The sequence below is a fragment of the Tenacibaculum litopenaei genome (assembly GCF_964514025.1).
GTDB classification, from domain to species: domain Bacteria; phylum Bacteroidota; class Bacteroidia; order Flavobacteriales; family Flavobacteriaceae; genus Polaribacter; species Polaribacter litopenaei.
The window spans coordinates 1,291,693-1,306,343 of the sequence record NZ_CAZEQT010000006.1; the positions used below are offsets into that span (position 1 = coordinate 1,291,693).

Annotated in this window: 18 protein-coding genes, 4 tRNA genes and 1 rRNA gene; 14 read left to right on the forward strand and 9 right to left on the reverse strand. The window is 38.7% G+C overall.

All coding sequences use genetic code 11. The features are described 5' to 3' along the window. The first annotated feature begins 33 nt into the window (after positions 1-33). From ACKTS5_RS14575 to ACKTS5_RS14585, 3 genes are all read left to right on the forward strand, one after another. Positions 34-1,173, forward strand: coding sequence for a geranylgeranyl reductase family protein (locus ACKTS5_RS14575; protein ID WP_408044611.1), 1,140 nt, complete (start codon positions 34-36; stop codon positions 1,171-1,173). Positions 1,174-1,262: 89 nt separating this feature from the next. Further along, a complete protein-coding gene (locus tag ACKTS5_RS14580) occupies positions 1,263-1,748 on the forward strand; it encodes a DUF1905 domain-containing protein (RefSeq protein ID WP_408044612.1) in 486 nt (161 codons plus the stop codon). 28 nt (positions 1,749-1,776) lie between these two features. Beyond that, complete coding sequence (locus ACKTS5_RS14585) at positions 1,777-1,866, forward strand: hypothetical protein (protein WP_408044644.1); 90 nt, start codon at positions 1,777-1,779, stop codon at positions 1,864-1,866. Positions 1,867-1,872: 6 nt separating this feature from the next. Here the strand turns inward: ACKTS5_RS14585 and ACKTS5_RS14590 are convergent, their stop codons facing one another. The 4 genes from ACKTS5_RS14590 to ACKTS5_RS14605 are packed head-to-tail and all read right to left on the reverse strand — an operon-like array spanning position 1,873 to position 4,801. Continuing rightward, positions 1,873-3,510: an ABC transporter substrate-binding protein gene (locus ACKTS5_RS14590; RefSeq protein ID WP_408044613.1), complete on the reverse strand. Its 1,638-nt coding sequence runs from the start codon at positions 3,508-3,510 to the stop codon at positions 1,873-1,875. Then, positions 3,458-3,979: a DUF4442 domain-containing protein gene (locus ACKTS5_RS14595; RefSeq protein WP_408044614.1), complete on the reverse strand. Its 522-nt coding sequence runs from the start codon at positions 3,977-3,979 to the stop codon at positions 3,458-3,460. The genes ACKTS5_RS14590 and ACKTS5_RS14595 overlap by 53 nt, the downstream gene beginning before the upstream one ends. A 1-nt stretch (position 3,980) precedes the next feature. Next, the gene (locus ACKTS5_RS14600) at positions 3,981-4,304 is read right to left on the reverse strand and encodes an antibiotic biosynthesis monooxygenase family protein (protein WP_408044615.1); all 324 of its coding nucleotides are present in this window, start codon (positions 4,302-4,304) and stop codon (positions 3,981-3,983) included. Continuing rightward, positions 4,301-4,801 carry a GNAT family N-acetyltransferase gene (locus ACKTS5_RS14605; protein WP_408044616.1) on the reverse strand — a complete coding sequence of 167 codons (501 nt, stop codon included), beginning with the start codon at positions 4,799-4,801 and terminating at the stop codon, positions 4,301-4,303. Before ACKTS5_RS14605 ends, ACKTS5_RS14600 begins: the two co-directional genes overlap by 4 nt. A gap of 124 nt (positions 4,802-4,925) precedes the next feature. On the opposite strand from ACKTS5_RS14605, the gene mtaB reads away from it, so the two are divergent. The 5 genes from mtaB to ACKTS5_RS14630 all read left to right on the forward strand — a co-directional run bounded on the left by mtaB (position 4,926) and on the right by ACKTS5_RS14630 (position 8,920). Then, positions 4,926-6,242, forward strand: coding sequence for a tRNA (N(6)-L-threonylcarbamoyladenosine(37)-C(2))-methylthiotransferase MtaB (mtaB, locus tag ACKTS5_RS14610; protein ID WP_408044617.1), 1,317 nt, complete (start codon positions 4,926-4,928; stop codon positions 6,240-6,242). Between the two features lie 108 nt (positions 6,243-6,350). After that, the gene (locus ACKTS5_RS14615) at positions 6,351-7,121 is read left to right on the forward strand and encodes a DUF6438 domain-containing protein (protein WP_408044618.1); all 771 of its coding nucleotides are present in this window, start codon (positions 6,351-6,353) and stop codon (positions 7,119-7,121) included. Further along, positions 7,121-7,786 carry an alpha/beta hydrolase family protein gene (locus tag ACKTS5_RS14620; protein ID WP_408044619.1) on the forward strand — a complete coding sequence of 222 codons (666 nt, stop codon included), beginning with the start codon at positions 7,121-7,123 and terminating at the stop codon, positions 7,784-7,786. Before ACKTS5_RS14615 ends, ACKTS5_RS14620 begins: the two co-directional genes overlap by 1 nt. A 26-nt stretch (positions 7,787-7,812) precedes the next feature. Further along, positions 7,813-8,721 carry a lytic transglycosylase domain-containing protein gene (locus ACKTS5_RS14625; RefSeq protein WP_408044620.1) on the forward strand — a complete coding sequence of 303 codons (909 nt, stop codon included), beginning with the start codon at positions 7,813-7,815 and terminating at the stop codon, positions 8,719-8,721. Further along, the gene (locus tag ACKTS5_RS14630; protein ID WP_408044621.1) at positions 8,714-8,920 is read left to right on the forward strand and encodes a hypothetical protein; all 207 of its coding nucleotides are present in this window, start codon (positions 8,714-8,716) and stop codon (positions 8,918-8,920) included. The genes ACKTS5_RS14625 and ACKTS5_RS14630 overlap by 8 nt, the downstream gene beginning before the upstream one ends. A gap of 4 nt (positions 8,921-8,924) precedes the next feature. Here ACKTS5_RS14630 and ACKTS5_RS14635 read toward each other — a convergent pair whose 3' ends face one another. Next, on the reverse strand, positions 8,925-9,422 hold the full coding sequence (locus tag ACKTS5_RS14635) for a GNAT family N-acetyltransferase (RefSeq protein ID WP_408044622.1): 498 nt from the start codon (positions 9,420-9,422) through the stop codon (positions 8,925-8,927). A gap of 26 nt (positions 9,423-9,448) precedes the next feature. Between ACKTS5_RS14635 and ACKTS5_RS14640 the strand changes: the two genes are divergently transcribed. From ACKTS5_RS14640 to ACKTS5_RS14665, 6 genes are all read left to right on the forward strand, one after another. Then, positions 9,449-9,895: a GNAT family N-acetyltransferase gene (locus ACKTS5_RS14640; RefSeq protein WP_408044623.1), complete on the forward strand. Its 447-nt coding sequence runs from the start codon at positions 9,449-9,451 to the stop codon at positions 9,893-9,895. A gap of 254 nt (positions 9,896-10,149) precedes the next feature. Next, positions 10,150-10,222 (forward strand) — tRNA-Gly (locus ACKTS5_RS14645). A gap of 39 nt (positions 10,223-10,261) precedes the next feature. After that, positions 10,262-10,334 (forward strand) — tRNA-Gly (locus tag ACKTS5_RS14650). A 40-nt stretch (positions 10,335-10,374) separates the two neighbouring features. Continuing rightward, positions 10,375-10,447, forward strand: a tRNA-Gly gene (locus ACKTS5_RS14655). A gap of 38 nt (positions 10,448-10,485) precedes the next feature. Next, a tRNA-Gly gene (locus ACKTS5_RS14660) sits at positions 10,486-10,558 on the forward strand. An 87-nt stretch (positions 10,559-10,645) separates the two neighbouring features. Further along, a complete protein-coding gene (locus ACKTS5_RS14665; RefSeq protein WP_408044624.1) occupies positions 10,646-11,095 on the forward strand; it encodes a hypothetical protein in 450 nt (149 codons plus the stop codon). Between the two features lie 85 nt (positions 11,096-11,180). Here the strand turns inward: ACKTS5_RS14665 and ACKTS5_RS14670 are convergent, their stop codons facing one another. The 4 genes from ACKTS5_RS14670 to rrf all read right to left on the reverse strand — a co-directional run. Then, positions 11,181-11,762, reverse strand: coding sequence for a porin family protein (locus ACKTS5_RS14670; protein ID WP_408044625.1), 582 nt, complete (start codon positions 11,760-11,762; stop codon positions 11,181-11,183). A gap of 463 nt (positions 11,763-12,225) precedes the next feature. After that, positions 12,226-13,275 (reverse strand): helix-turn-helix domain-containing protein, encoded by a 1,050-nt coding sequence (locus ACKTS5_RS14675; protein WP_408044626.1) that lies wholly within the window; start codon positions 13,273-13,275, stop codon positions 12,226-12,228. 48 nt (positions 13,276-13,323) lie between these two features. After that, complete coding sequence (locus ACKTS5_RS14680; protein WP_408044627.1) at positions 13,324-13,911, reverse strand: helix-turn-helix domain-containing protein; 588 nt, start codon at positions 13,909-13,911, stop codon at positions 13,324-13,326. Between the two features lie 651 nt (positions 13,912-14,562). Then, positions 14,563-14,651: ribosomal RNA gene (gene rrf, locus ACKTS5_RS14685) — 5S ribosomal RNA — on the reverse strand; the annotation flags it as partial.

Sequence of the window (14,651 nt, forward strand, 5' to 3'; positions counted from 1 at the left end):
TTAGTACTTTTAGAACTGGATAAACTAAAATCTATGAAACATTACGACGTAGCCGTTATCGGTTGTGGCCCTTCAGGAGCCTCTACTGCTTTTCACTTAGCAAAGCAAGGAATATCTACCTTACTAATAGAAAAAGAAACTCTACCGAGATACAAAACTTGTGGAGGTGGTTTTGTTTACCGCGGTCGCAAAGACCTTCCTTTTGATATCAGTACAGTAGTAGAAAGAGAATTTCATCAAGTCGATATTCACTTGGGTAAGAGCTTACATTTTAAAACCGTACGCCAAGACCCGACAATTAGCATGATAATGAGAGATTCTTTCGATATGATGCTCACTGAAAAATCGAAAGAACTCGGCGCTACGCTGCTTACAGAAGCCAAATTGAAGAGTTTGGATTTCAAAGAAGAGACCGTAGTTTTAGAAACGACCAAAGGAAACTTCTCTGCCACCTTTGTCATTGCTGCCGATGGAGCCTTGAGCCCTACAGCAAAAATGGCGGGATGGAAAGAAGATACTCGCAAACTGATTCCAGCTCTAGAATATGAGGTAGCTGTCAATGCAGAGGATTTTGAACGCTTGTCTAAAGTTGTTCGTTTTGATATCGATGCCATTCCGTATGGCTATGCATGGAGCTTCCCCAAAAAAAATCACCTATCTATAGGCGTTGCTTCTGCGAGGAGAACTAAAATTAACCTCAAACAATACTACCAAGAATACTTGACTATGTTAGGCATTAAAGAGGTGGTTCACGAAAAACAATTTGGATTCCAAATACCAGTAAGCCCGAGAACAGATGGATTTGTTAAAAACAACGTTTTTCTTATCGGTGATGCCGCTGGCTTTGCTGATCCTATTACCGCTGAAGGAATTTCCAATGCCATCTACAGTGGAAAATTGGTAGCCGAAGCAATCATTGAAAGCAAGTGCGCTCCCTCCCTGGCAACTGACTTGTACGCAGCAAAGCTAGAAGCCAACTTATTGCCAGAAATTCGTACTGGGGAATGGCTCTCAAAGTGGTTTTACGAACAAAAAACCCTGCGCAACATCTTATTAAAAAAATACGGACAGCAGTTTAGCGAAGCCATGGCCGACGTGTTCCACGGGAATCGAAGCTATCCGAAAGACATTAAAAAATCCATAGGAAATAAACTTAAAGAACTCGTTTTTTAAATAACCAAAAAGCAATCTGTTCAGATTGCTTTTTTATTTCTCAAGCAACGCCCACTAGCTTGTGAATTCCTGCTACCTAATAATATACCATGACTGTTTTAAAGACTACACTTGACAAGCACTGCCAACTTGAAAAATTCCCGGGAAAAGGAGGATGGACGTATATACGAGTTCCTGAAATTTCTCCCAATAAGAAAAATCCCTTTGGTTGGGTAACGGTAAGCGGTCACATTGATACCGTATCGCTCACTCAGCACAAACTACTCCCCTTTGGTGACGGCAGTCTTTTTTTACCCGTAAAAGCGAGCATTCGCAAGAATATAAACAAAGAGGCAGGAGACACTGTACAACTTTCTATTTACATCGACGAATCTAAAACAGTCATTCCCGAAGAAATCATCGCTTGTTTCCGACAAGAACCGAAGCACTGCTATCAAAACTTTATCAACCTTCCCCAAGGACAACAAAAAGCCTTCATCGATTGGATTTACGAAGCTAAAACGACAGCTACTCAAACCAAACGCATTGTCAGTATGCTAGAACGTTTGGATAAAAATTTGGGGTTTTACTCCTAAAACCCTACAAAAAGCCTCTATCGATTGGATTTACGAAGCCAAAACAACAGCGACTCAAACCAAACGTATTGTCAGTATGCTTGAACGCTTGGATAAAAATTTGGGGGGCTACTCCTAAAACCCCTTACTTGGGAAGCTTGTAAACCTGTTTTAACTTTAACAGATCAATAGGATTGACCGTAACCCCTTTTACATTCTTATGTGTAAAACGAACTACTTGATCGTAATACAGCGGAATCACTGGTGCTTCATCAATAATGATACTATCCATTTTTTGATAATAGAGGTAGCGTTCTTCTGCTCTCGGTTCTCGAATGGCTTTCTCGTACAATACATCGTACGTATCGTTTGAAAAATGCGTATAGTTCGGTCCGTTTGGACTCCAATTTTTACTGTAAAACAAGGACAAATAATTCTCGGCATCCGGATAATCGGCAATCCAACTCGCGCGAAATACAGGTAGTTTACCATTCGCTTTTCCCTGTCGTAAGGCCGAAGGAGGCACAACATTAACAGCTACTTCTATTCCAACCTTTTGCAGTTCTCGTTGAATATATTCACAAATATCTAGATAATTGCTATTTGTCGTCACCGTTACTTTTACTTCCTGTTCACCAGTTTCCGATTTATAGGCCGCAACGAGTTCCCGTGCCTTATCAGGCTGGTAATCATATCCGCGTTGTCCGTTAAACGAAGGCAGTCCTCTCGGAACAAAACCGTGTACCGCTGGACTTCCAATTCCATTTCTCAAAAAACGAATCATCTTAACGCGGTCAAAACCATAATTGATTGCCTGTCGAATTTTCTTCGATTGTATGGCTCCTCCTCTATTTTTTTCTACAAAGCAGCCCAAGTACTCTGTATTTAAATAGGCGCCCGTTTGCATAGTTATCGCTGCGCGGTATTTTTCTTTTAACTGCCCATCAGGGGCCAGCAAATCGTCTTTATAGGAGGCGTCCAAGCTTTTCATGAAGTCGAGCTTCCCTTGAATAAACTGTAAAAATTCACTCTGTTTGTCCGGCAAAAATGTAATGGCGACAGCTTCTAAATACGGAAGTTGTTGCCCCACAGAATCCCTTTCGAAATACTGTTTGTGCTTACGGAGCACCAACTTGGTGTTTTCTACCCATAGTTTCTTATAAAAAGGTCCTGTACCTATGGGGTTAGCACGGAATTCGTCTCCCTCTTGCGCCACCACTTCCTTTGGAACCACTGAACAATACTTCATGGCCAACAAACCTAAAAAAGGTGGAAACGCCTGCTTTAAACGAATTTGAAAAGTACTATCATTCACCGCCTTGTAGTCAGCTACCTGCTGTAACACCCAACGCCCCGGAGAGGCTACTTTAGGGTCCGTTAAACGATCAAAAGAATAGGCAAAATCCGCCGCTTGAACTTCACGGGTTTCCGACGCTCCAAAAGCAGCATGCTTATGAAAAAAGACTCCTTTTTTTAAAGTAAAAGTATAACGCTTTCCTTGCTCAGACACTTCCCATCGCTTAGCGATATCAGGAGCCACTTCCAAAGAATCGTTCAGGCAAACCAAACCGTTAAACAACTGCTGTACTACCCAAATATTGCGTTGATCTTTTGCAAAAGCCGGATCTAACGAAGTTATATTAGCATGTTCATTATAACGAAAAACCGCTGTATCATCATACTTTTTTACCGTTTTAGAACAGCTCAACAGCAATATCAAACTCCCGATGCTAGACAGCTTTCCTAGTCTTTCTTTTATTTTTGTAGTATTCTTTGTCTGCAATGTAAATTGTTTTAACAACTTGGGCATATACAATATCCCCTGACGTATCCGTTATCTCTATTTCCTTGACTAGGTCTATTTCTCGCTCTTCCGCTACCCTTTTTTTTATAGTTTCAATTTCAGATTCACTGAATGAAAACACCACATAAGCATCTGTTTTTGCAGGTCTGCGAAAGCGTATGGTAGCCTCTTTGTCCCAAACCACATAGGCATCCCCCAAAATATGGATGAGTTGAATCATAAACACTGGGTCTGTTGCCGAAAATAAACTTCCGCCAAAAATAGATCCGACGTAGTTTCTGTTTTTTATACTCAAAGGAATTTTAACCTTCGCCGTCAACAAGTCTTCCGTCACAGCTATCACCCTACCAGTTGATCTCCGATACATGGGAGAAATATTAAATCCGTACTTAAATATTGTGTGTTCTTTGAACACCTTACGTAAAATCTTAGTCAATACCGCGTACATATTATCGTAATGAATTAAATGAATACTCTCGTTCTACTTTACAAATCTTTACCTCATACTGTTGATACCAGGTATTCTTTCCTTTTTCCTGAGCCATCATATGGGCTGAGTGTTGCTTCCAACTGCTAATGGCTTCCAAACTTTCCCAATACGAAATGGTAATTCCCAATGCTGAGCGAGCAGTGTCCATCCCTAGAAAGCCGGCTTGTGCCTTTGCTAAAGCGACCATTTGTTCAGCCATTTCTTCATATCCCTCGTTTTCTTGAGTTAACTGGGAAGTAAAAATAACCGCATAATACGGTACACTTCTTACTTTATCGGTCATAATATAAGTTCGTATTTAGTTTCAGGTAATCCTATGTCTTCACATAATTGCTGTCCTACCGCAGTAAAACCGTATTTGACAAGCACCTTCGACGATGCAATATTTACATCGACTACATAGCCTATCAACTTTGGAATGCTTCGTTCTTTTGCTAACGCTATCAGACCTCCACACACCTCAGACGCATAGCCCAGTCCCCAATAACGTTGTATAAAGCGATAGCCCAACTCATCATCTTCACCATCTTTAATGAGTGCCACAGTCCCTACAAACTCCTTACTTTCTTTGTTTACCACAGCATAGACCCAAAAATCATTGTTAGGCACCTCGTATTTGGCTATTAAATTTGCAAGTTCTTTTTCGTGCTCAGTTAAGGTCTTTACATTTCCCGTAGCGTATTGCATTACTTCTGGGTTGCTTTGCATTTCATGCAGCCCCTCTAAGTCACTACTTTCCAGAAACCTAACTAATAATCGTTCCGTTTCAAAAATTTCCATAATTTAAGTACTTTTGCACTTTCTATTCCAGTAGTCCAGAATCTAATGCACTAGTGGATACGAACTTCTAAAAAATTAAAGACTTATGCAACGTTTTTGATTTTTATTAAGTAAACAGAACAGCATGAATGTAGATAAAAAAGTAGCCTTTTACACATTGGGGTGTAAACTAAATTTTTCGGAAACGTCAACAATAGCCCGTAATTTTGTCAACGAGGGCTTTGAACGTGTAGAGTTTGAAGAAAAAGCAGATGTTTATGTAATTAATACTTGTTCGGTTACCGATAACGCCGACAAACGATTCAAAACGATTGTAAAATCGGCATTAAAACAAAACGATAGTGCTTTTGTCATCGGAATCGGATGTTACGCGCAATTAAAACCTGAAGAACTCGCTGCGGTTGATGGCGTGGACCTCGTATTGGGAGCTACGGAAAAGTTCAACGTAACGAGTTATATCAACGATTTAGAAAAAAACGAAATTGGTGAAGTGCATTCTTGTGAAATAGAAGATGCAGACTTTTATGTCGGTTCTTATTCTATCGGTGATCGTACCCGTGCTTTTTTAAAGGTCCAAGATGGTTGTGATTACAAATGTACCTACTGTACCATTCCCCTGGCACGAGGAATATCGAGAAGTGACACTTTGGCCAATGTGCTAAAAAATGCTGCTGAGATTTCTGCGAAAGGCATTAAAGAAATCGTATTGACCGGTGTAAATATCGGTGATTACGGAAAGGGAGAATTCGGAAACAAGAAACACGAACACACCTTTTTAGAGCTCGTTCAAGCCTTGGATCATGTAGCGGGAATACACCGCTTGAGAATTAGCTCTATTGAACCGAATTTACTCAAAGACGAAACCATAAATTTCGTTGCGAACTCAAATACTTTTGTTCCCCATTTTCACATTCCTTTACAATCGGGAAGCGACACACTCTTAAAAAAGATGAAGCGTCGTTATTTGAAAAAGGTCTATACGAGCAGAGTTTCTGAAATTAAGAAGACCATGCCACACGCCTGTATCGGTGTGGATGTCATTGTAGGATTCCCTGGAGAAACCGATGAGCTGTTTTTAGAGACCTACAATTACTTGAGCGAACTCGACATTTCTTATTTACACGTTTTCACCTATTCGGAACGCCCGAATACGGAAGCGGTATTGATGGATGGTATTGTTCCAAAAAACGTGCGTACCAAGCGCAGTAAAATGCTCCGAGGGTTGTCTGTTAAAAAACGCCGTGCCTTTTACGAAAGTCAACTTGGTTCACAACGTACTGTTTTGTTTGAAAGCGAAAACAAAGAAGGATATATTCACGGATTCACAGAAAATTACGTAAAAGTTAAAACTCCTTGGGATCCAGCTCTTGTAAACACCTTACATGAAGTAACTCTTACAAAAATTGACGAAGATGGTTTGGTACGATTTGAATTCGTCTAATCCACTTCTTAATCGATAGCTAGTTCTGAATGAACTATTTGTACGACGGCAAAAATTGATGTAATTTTAAGACGGGCATGTTCCCGCTAACAAGCAATCAAAAACATCATGAAACATTCAATTTTTGCCATCGCACTGCTGCTTTTTTGCAGTTGTATTACTCCGAGTAAAAAAGAAACTCCAAACAAGCCAGTAGAACATCCTGAAGAAAGCATACCACCACAGGGAACAAAAACTACACAACCCCTAGAAAAAACTACTCCTTCTACAACGAATAATCTCGTAGTACAACTCAAAACTGGGAGCTCTTTAGAAGATGCAAAAGCGCTGATTACCAATAGTGGATTGACCTGGAAAGCAAACCCTTTAGCTCCAGAATACAAAAGTATTGCTCTCGTAGTTACTCCTAATGGGCAGCGAGAAACTTGGGTGCAACGCCTGTTACAAAGTAATGAATTTAGTACAGTAGTACCTCAAACCAAAGGCACACTAGAAAAGCTCGTTAACGAAACAAAAAACACCCTTATTAGTTTACGCAAAACTTCGTGTTTCGGAGATTGCCCCGTCTATACATTTCGTATTTTTAAGGACGGAGCTGCAAAATATCAAGGTGACGATTTTGTGACTGAAAAAGGAAATCGTACCTTTCAACTTACAAATGAAGAGTTGAATAAATTGCTAGCACTCCTCAGCGCCACGGAAGCCATCACTATGGAAAAGAAATACGACGACCCAAAGATTACTGATTTATCCAGTACTTTTATAGAAGTTAGAAATCAGCAGGTTCAAATACGCCTTTGGAAAGATATTCCTGATCCATTAATTGCTTTACACGAATATACTGAAGGACTGCTATTACAGCGAAAATATTTTAATTAATGCCAAAACACGTTATCTATTTTGTACCCGGACTCGCTGCGAGTACCAAAATTTTTGAATACCTCGACTTAGACGAATCAAAATTTGAATTGCATTATCTGAATTGGATACTCCCAGCTACTCCACGAGAAAGTATATCGGAATACGCAGCGCGAATGTGTGCCCAAATACAACACCCCGACCCCATTTTAGTTGGGGTTTCTTTTGGTGGGGTCATGGTGCAAGAAATGAGCAAGTTAATCACTACAAAAAAAGTAGTTATTATTTCGAGTATCAAATCAAATAAAGAATTGCCTACGCGCCTTAAACTAGCTCAGAAAACAAAAGCCTATAAACTTTTTCCGTCAAAAATGGTTTCACATATTGAAGATTATGAGAAATACTTTTTTAACGACTACCTAAAAAAACGAGCTGAGCTTTACAAGTTATATCTTTCCTTTCGAGACGAGCGCTACTTAGATTGGGCCATTTACAATGTATTGCATTGGTCGCAAACTGAACAACTTCCTGATATCGTGCACATTCACGGAAACAAGGATGAGATATTCCCAGTAAAAAATATCGACAATGCAATCTTGATTGAAAGTGGAACCCATATCATGATCTTAAATAAAGCAAAAACCATATCAAAAATTTTAGAAAAGCAATGTTTTTTGCTAACTTAGGGCGTGAACAGTTAAATTGAAGGAGCATGAGGAAACCACTACGATTACTAGCCGTGGCGGCCATTGGCGGCATGGCTACACTTTTGATAAATACCATTAGTAAAGATAAAGAGCCCGTTGTAAAAAGCGTGGCAGAAAACTACGAAATAAGGGCCGTTAAACTACCCAAAACCATGAATTTAGCCGGTGAATTGGTACCACTAAACCGTCCGGATATTCGGGAACGTATGGATCGTGAACTCCTGGTCAATACCTATTGGCAATCCAATGGTATTCTCCTTATTAAAAGAGCTCACAAATTTTTCCCCATCATTGAACCCTTGTTAGAAAAGTACGGTTTACCTGACGATTTCAAATATTTATGTGTCGCCGAAAGCGCCCTTATCAATATTCCTTCGAGTAAAGGAGCTGCGGGTTATTGGCATTTTTTACCAGAAACCGGACGCGAATACGGACTGGAAGTAAACCGTAATGTCGACGAACGTTACAATCTAGAACTCTCTACCAAAGTAGCCGCGGAATACCTAAAAAGTGCTAAGAACAAATTCGGTTCTTGGACCTTAGCAGCAGCTTCGTACAATGCTGGTAGAGGTCGTATTTCTCAGCGACTCGCTCAACAGCAAGTATCAGATTACTACGATTTGTTGCTCAACCAAGAAACATCGAGGTATATTTTTAGAATTCTCGCTCTTAAAGAAATTATGTCTAATCCTGCAAAATACGGATTCGTTTTCGATAAAGAAGATCTTTATAAACCCGTTAAAACTTATCCTGTACGCGTGGATACAGCTATCGTAAACATCGCGAGTTTTGCGAAAAAGTTCGACGTTACCTACAAAGACCTGAAATTAGTCAATCCGTGGTTGCGTGAAACCTTTTTAAAAAATAAAACTAGAAAAGTATACCAAATTAAAATTCCTATTTTAAATGACTAAAATACTCCCTTACCTCTATATTTTTATAGGGGTTATGATTGCACTTGCAACGGTGCTTAATTTATTACAACAACCCGCATCGTATCGAATATTTCTAAACTATCAAACGGAGAACGTTTGGCTGTTTGGCTTAGTAAGAGGACTGTTTGCGAGTTGGTTTTTATTTGATGGTATCAAACGAATTAAGGCTAGGCCTTAACCACTTATAACTCAATAAACATTTTATAGTGAGGCCCTACTTTTTGAACAGTGAATTCATTACCTGTTACTTTAAAACCTAATTTTTTATAAAAGTTAGTGGCCTCCTTTCTCGCATTGCACCACAAAATGGTTATTCCTTGAGCTCTAAGCAATTCACAGGCTTTAGCAACCAATAATGCTCCGAATCCACATCCTCGAACCTCCACTGTAGTAGCCATTCCTCTCAATTGATATTGCTCGATGTCAAATTCCGGATTAGCACTCGCTATTAAACTGACAATCCCCACTAATTTTTCATCGACAAAAGCACCTAAATGCAGCGTAGTATCAAAGGAATCTTCTTTAAAAGTAAAGGGCAAATCGATTCCTTTCCTAAGTACTTCTTTTCGAATCTCATAGGTAGCTTCAGCGGATATTTTTTTAATAGAACTCTTCATGTTTACAATAATTAGCAGTAACTTTCTTCCAAAATTACAAGAAAAACGCATAGTTCTTTTCATAACCCTATTATAATTTTTAGTCTTCAATGAACCTACACTTCAAACCTATTAACAATCAAGAAATTACTCAGATACTCCCCCTACTAAAAGTGGTAAACACCACAACTCCAGAAGCCATTTTAATACAGCGATTACACGAAATGGTCTGCTATGCCAACTACGAATGCGTAGGAGCCTATGACGGCGAAAAACTCATTGCGATCTCCGGACTCTGGTACAGCGTGCGTCATTACGTCGGAAAAAGCGTGGAGCCCGACCACGTAGTAGTTGACGCTTCATACCGAGGGAAAAAAATAGGAAAACAGTTTTTCGAGTGGATTTATGAATACACAAAAGAAAAAGGTTGCGAAGCTATTGAACTCAACACCTACACCGGAAACAGGAAATCTCACAAATTCTACTACAATGAAGGATTCGAAATTTTTGGATTTCATTTCGTAAAAATACTCCGAGAGGACAATGAGTTTTATTAAATACCCAAGCAGCTTCACACCAGAAGTTGCTTTTTTATTTTACAACTCTTCGAGTTTATCATCTCTTAATACAGCTCAAAAATTGGTGTATATTCCACCTCGTTTCATAAAATGAAAATTTACCTAAAAAAAGCTCACCCAATAACTTTTTGATTTAACGAGAGTTATCCCTTAACCTAAAAATTAGCTTAAAATAAACTTAAAAAAACACTTGCCAATCCAAGAAAAGGTTTTATCTTTGCCACCGCTTTACTGCGGGAGTAGCTCAGTTGGTAGAGCGTCAGCCTTCCAAGCTGAATGTCGCCGGTTCGAACCCGGTCTCCCGCTCAAATTACATATATAGTAAGCAATTACAAAGACTTTACCGCGGGAGTAGCTCAGTTGGTAGAGCGTCAGCCTTCCAAGCTGAATGTCGCCGGTTCGAACCCGGTCTCCCGCTCAAATAACATACATAGTAAGCAATTACAAAGACTTTACCCGCGGGAGTAGCTCAGTTGGTAGAGCGTCAGCCTTCCAAGCTGAATGTCGCCGGTTCGAACCCGGTCTCCCGCTCAATTTTTTTTAAAGTCTGTAATTGTAAAAGCTTTACCGCGGGAGTAGCTCAGCTGGTAGAGCGTCAGCCTTCCAAGCTGAATGTCGCCGGTTCGAACCCGGTCTCCCGCTCAAAACCGAAACTTGTGTTTCGGTTTTTTTTTGCGCTTTACTCTCCTTTTGTTACCTTAGTAATTTAAACAATACCTGTATATTGCTATGCTAGTCCGTACCTCTATTATTATGAGTTTGCTCTTTTGCCTATTCGCTACCACCTCCGTCAAAGGTCAAGAAGTAGCCTTGGAAGCTGGTGTCATTTATATTAATAATCGAGCGAGCTACCACTACGATATAAGCAGCAGTCAAAGTGAGCTCTTTGTGTATACCTTAAATACGGAAGACGAACTCATTTATATCTCTGAGAATTTCAATGGTTCCATTTCTGTAAGGCCCAACTCGTATATTTCCTTCTACGTTGCCAAACAAGACCTTCGCTTCAATTCGTATACCTTAGGTTCGAAACCTTTTAAAAACATTATACAAGTTCTCGTACAAAAAAAGATACTTTCTAACGACGGTACGCTATGCCGAGAAGCAATGCGTAATTTTGCTGCTCAAGAGCTTCTAAAACACGTATGCTTTTCCCCAATGCAAAAGCCTCGTAACTAGTTATTGCGATAACCACCTACGAGAGCTCTATTACAAAACATACTGTTCCGTATAACGCAAATGGCGCCCCTTATCTGATCAAGCCTTAAAAGTTGTATCCTAATGATAACTGAATCACCCCTTGTTTGATACTCGTACTCCTTGCTTTGGAAATATTCGTTAAACCTAAGTTATAACGAGCCACAAAATTAATTCCGTTGGTTAATTTATACCCCAAACCAAAATTGATTCCAGCATCAACCGTATTTAAAGCTTTACTCACGTCAATATCCGTCTCTTTACCTTGTGCATCCTTCGCGGTAATAGTTGCCGCTGTTAAAAACCCGATTTGAGGTCCCATTTCGACACTGATATTTTTGAAGATATAGTATTTTGCCATTAGAGGAATATTCAAGTACTGATATTTACCAGTAGCCTCATCCTTCCCCAAACTATTGGTAACACCTTGGCTAGAAAAGACGATTTCTGGTTGTACCGAAAAAACAGTACTTACGGTTACTTCAGCAAGGACACCAACGTGGTACGCCAGCCTTGAACTCAAATTACTCGGCTGGTTGGTGCTGCTGTAATTTGCTATATTCAGTCCGGCCTTTACACCAAAATTTACTTTCTGAGCCATCACTGTTATTCCTGCTAACATAAATACGACTACGACTAATTTTCTCATTGTTTTCTAGTTTAATTGAACGGGCAAAACTAGGATAACAGTGCGATAGGTGTTTCATAATACCTATCCTAAATCCGTATTTGAGACTAATTCACGACCACAATAAAACCTTAAAAACTTCCCATCAAACAGTTGTGTTAAGACGTCTATTAGTTTGCTCTAATTAATGCAATTCATCTTTCATTGTAACCACGGATGTACAGCAGTGTTGCAAAACAACTGTGCAAGCCTAAAATAGGCTCAAAGCAGGGAACGGTAGATTTTATAAAAGGTATCTCGGTAGGTATTCTATTCGTCCTTAGTACAACGATCAATACCTCTAGCATCGCTGCTTGGAAAGTTCCAAAAAGAATTATACTATTACCTCGGTGAACATTCACTGCGAACAGCTGATTGGGAAAGTGAACGGTATCATGAAAATCATAAAACAGCAATTTAAAAGCACTGTACCATTACAAAATTGCTATGCAGCTTTGGACTTAATATATTCACTCGGGCTACAATTTTCAAATTTCTTAAAAGCCTTGTAAAAGGTCGATTTTGAATTAAAGCCAGCATCTTGTGCCATCCCCAAAATAGAAAAGTTTTTATAAGTAGTAGCATCAACACCTTCCTTAAAATAATCGACGCGAAACCTATTTACAAAATCATTGAAATTTCCTTCCGTAAATTGGTTAATCAATTTGGATAAATATTTTGAATGAACTCCAACCGTAGTAGCGAGGTCACGAATGCTCAACTTAGAATTTTTAAACAAGTGTTCTCGCTTTATTTGGTGGACAATACGTTGAAACTCTCGATACTCTTTAGGGCATGTTTTTACTACCTTCTCTACTGTATTCCTAAACTCAGCGGCCGGAGCTATAAAACGTGGTAATCGAAAAAACAAAAGGGGTTTCTGAAAGATCAAAAACTGAAAACTCCACAAGAAAACCAACAACTGCGCCGATGAATACGCGATATCAAAATAATAAAAATCACCGTCTTTAAATCCCAACAATAGCGTCTCTGCGATGACCAAACTGTAAAAAATAAACGTTCCCACTAAATACACCGTCAGAAACAAGATAAAATTGCGGTTTAATACTATAAATCGTTTGGATGCCCTAGCTACCTTGTTCCACAAAATCCATAAGAAAAACAACAAATACCCAAAGTTGAACAGCAAATCAGCCGCAGTTAGCACCACGTCGTATTCTTTACTATACAATAGGTTTACACCAATACTAAATCCGACAATTCCGTAGCTATGAACTTTTGGGAGTTTGAAAACTTCAATAAAAAACAAAAAGGTAAACACATCGCAAAATGAAAACTCGTAGAAATTCAAAATTCCTTTTGGCAACAAGTAATCAATGGCCTCTAAGAAAAAAGTAAAGAAATACAAAAACATATACAGCCTTGCTCGCCTGCTATCAAACTGACTTCGATTACTAATTGTTATAACCATAATCATTCCGAGAAAAATGATATTTATAATCTCAAGTAAATTTAAAAACGATATTCTAGTCATAAATGAATGTAATGCGTATTCTATAAAAACGATCGAGGAACTTTTTCCCTACTCTTTATCAAAATTACTAACGGAGACACCGCGTTCTATATACTCTTTAGGGCTGATACTTTCATGCCTTTTAAAGGCTTTGTAAAAGGTCGATTTGGAACTGAACCCAGCTTCTAAGGCCATTCCGAGAATCGAGTAATTTTGGAACTCCTCTTTCTCTAAATTTTGCTTAAACGCTTCCAATCGAAATTTATTGATGAAGTCGTTAAAATTGGTGGCTGCAAAATGGTTGATCAACTTGGACAAGTACTTCTCATTAACCCCTACTTCAATAGCAAGTGATTCTAAATTCAACTTGGAATTCAAATAGCTCTTTTTTTCCAGGACATGACGAACCACCAGCTTATAAGTTTCCGCTTCAGTTTCGGTGAAACGAACAACATTTCTTCTAGGTTTCTTTTTTAATGAAAAGAACGAACTTACTTCACGGAACCTAAAACTTACCTTAAATTGCAATAAATACAAAAATGTAATTAGCCAAAAAGGAACGATTACCATATTTATGCTATTCGCGTACTCCTGATAGTTTGTTACAAATAGTTGTAGCGTATTTACAGAAAACGAGGTCACATAAGAAAACGCCATAAAAAATAATATAACGTAGGAAAAATTCGTGATGAAGCGATTGGTTATAAGAAACCTCTTTGATTTCCCTTTTAAATACTTATTTAAAGCCCTAAAAATATAAATCAATAAAGCGACATTAAAAATGTAGTCAATAGTGAGAAACCACCATCTAAATGCTTTTAGATAAAATAAGTTTATCAGTAGTATATACGCTATGATTATTGTCCTAAAGTATTTTTTTTGAATCAAATTGTTTTCTGCCAAAAACAAAAAGAAAAAGGTATCTGCAAACGAAAAGTTAGTATAACTTTCATCCAGGAGATACACTCCGTGCTCTACATGATAAATACGATCTATCGATTCCAAGACGAGTATTATAAAATACGTTTGTAAGAAATACCAGCTTTTAGGAGTGTTAAACAGCTTCTTTTTACCCAGTAAAGAAAAAATTACAATGAAGAGGAAAGCCAACAAGATGCATTCCAACACTACTTCAGTAATATCAGTCTGATTCATTAAATTTTGATTTGGTTAGTGCTGTTTTATTTGAAAGAACACTTTTCTTTACTAATAAAGCGTCGTAGTGGTTTTGTATACCTTACAAAAATATGTTTTCAATATTTTTTGACATAAAAAAAACCTCACTACGGATGTAATGAGGTTTTTAAAGAAAGGCGACGACCTACTCTCCCACCAGTGGCAGTACCATCGGCGCTAATGGGCTTAACTTCTCTGTTCGGAATGGTAAGAGGTGAGCC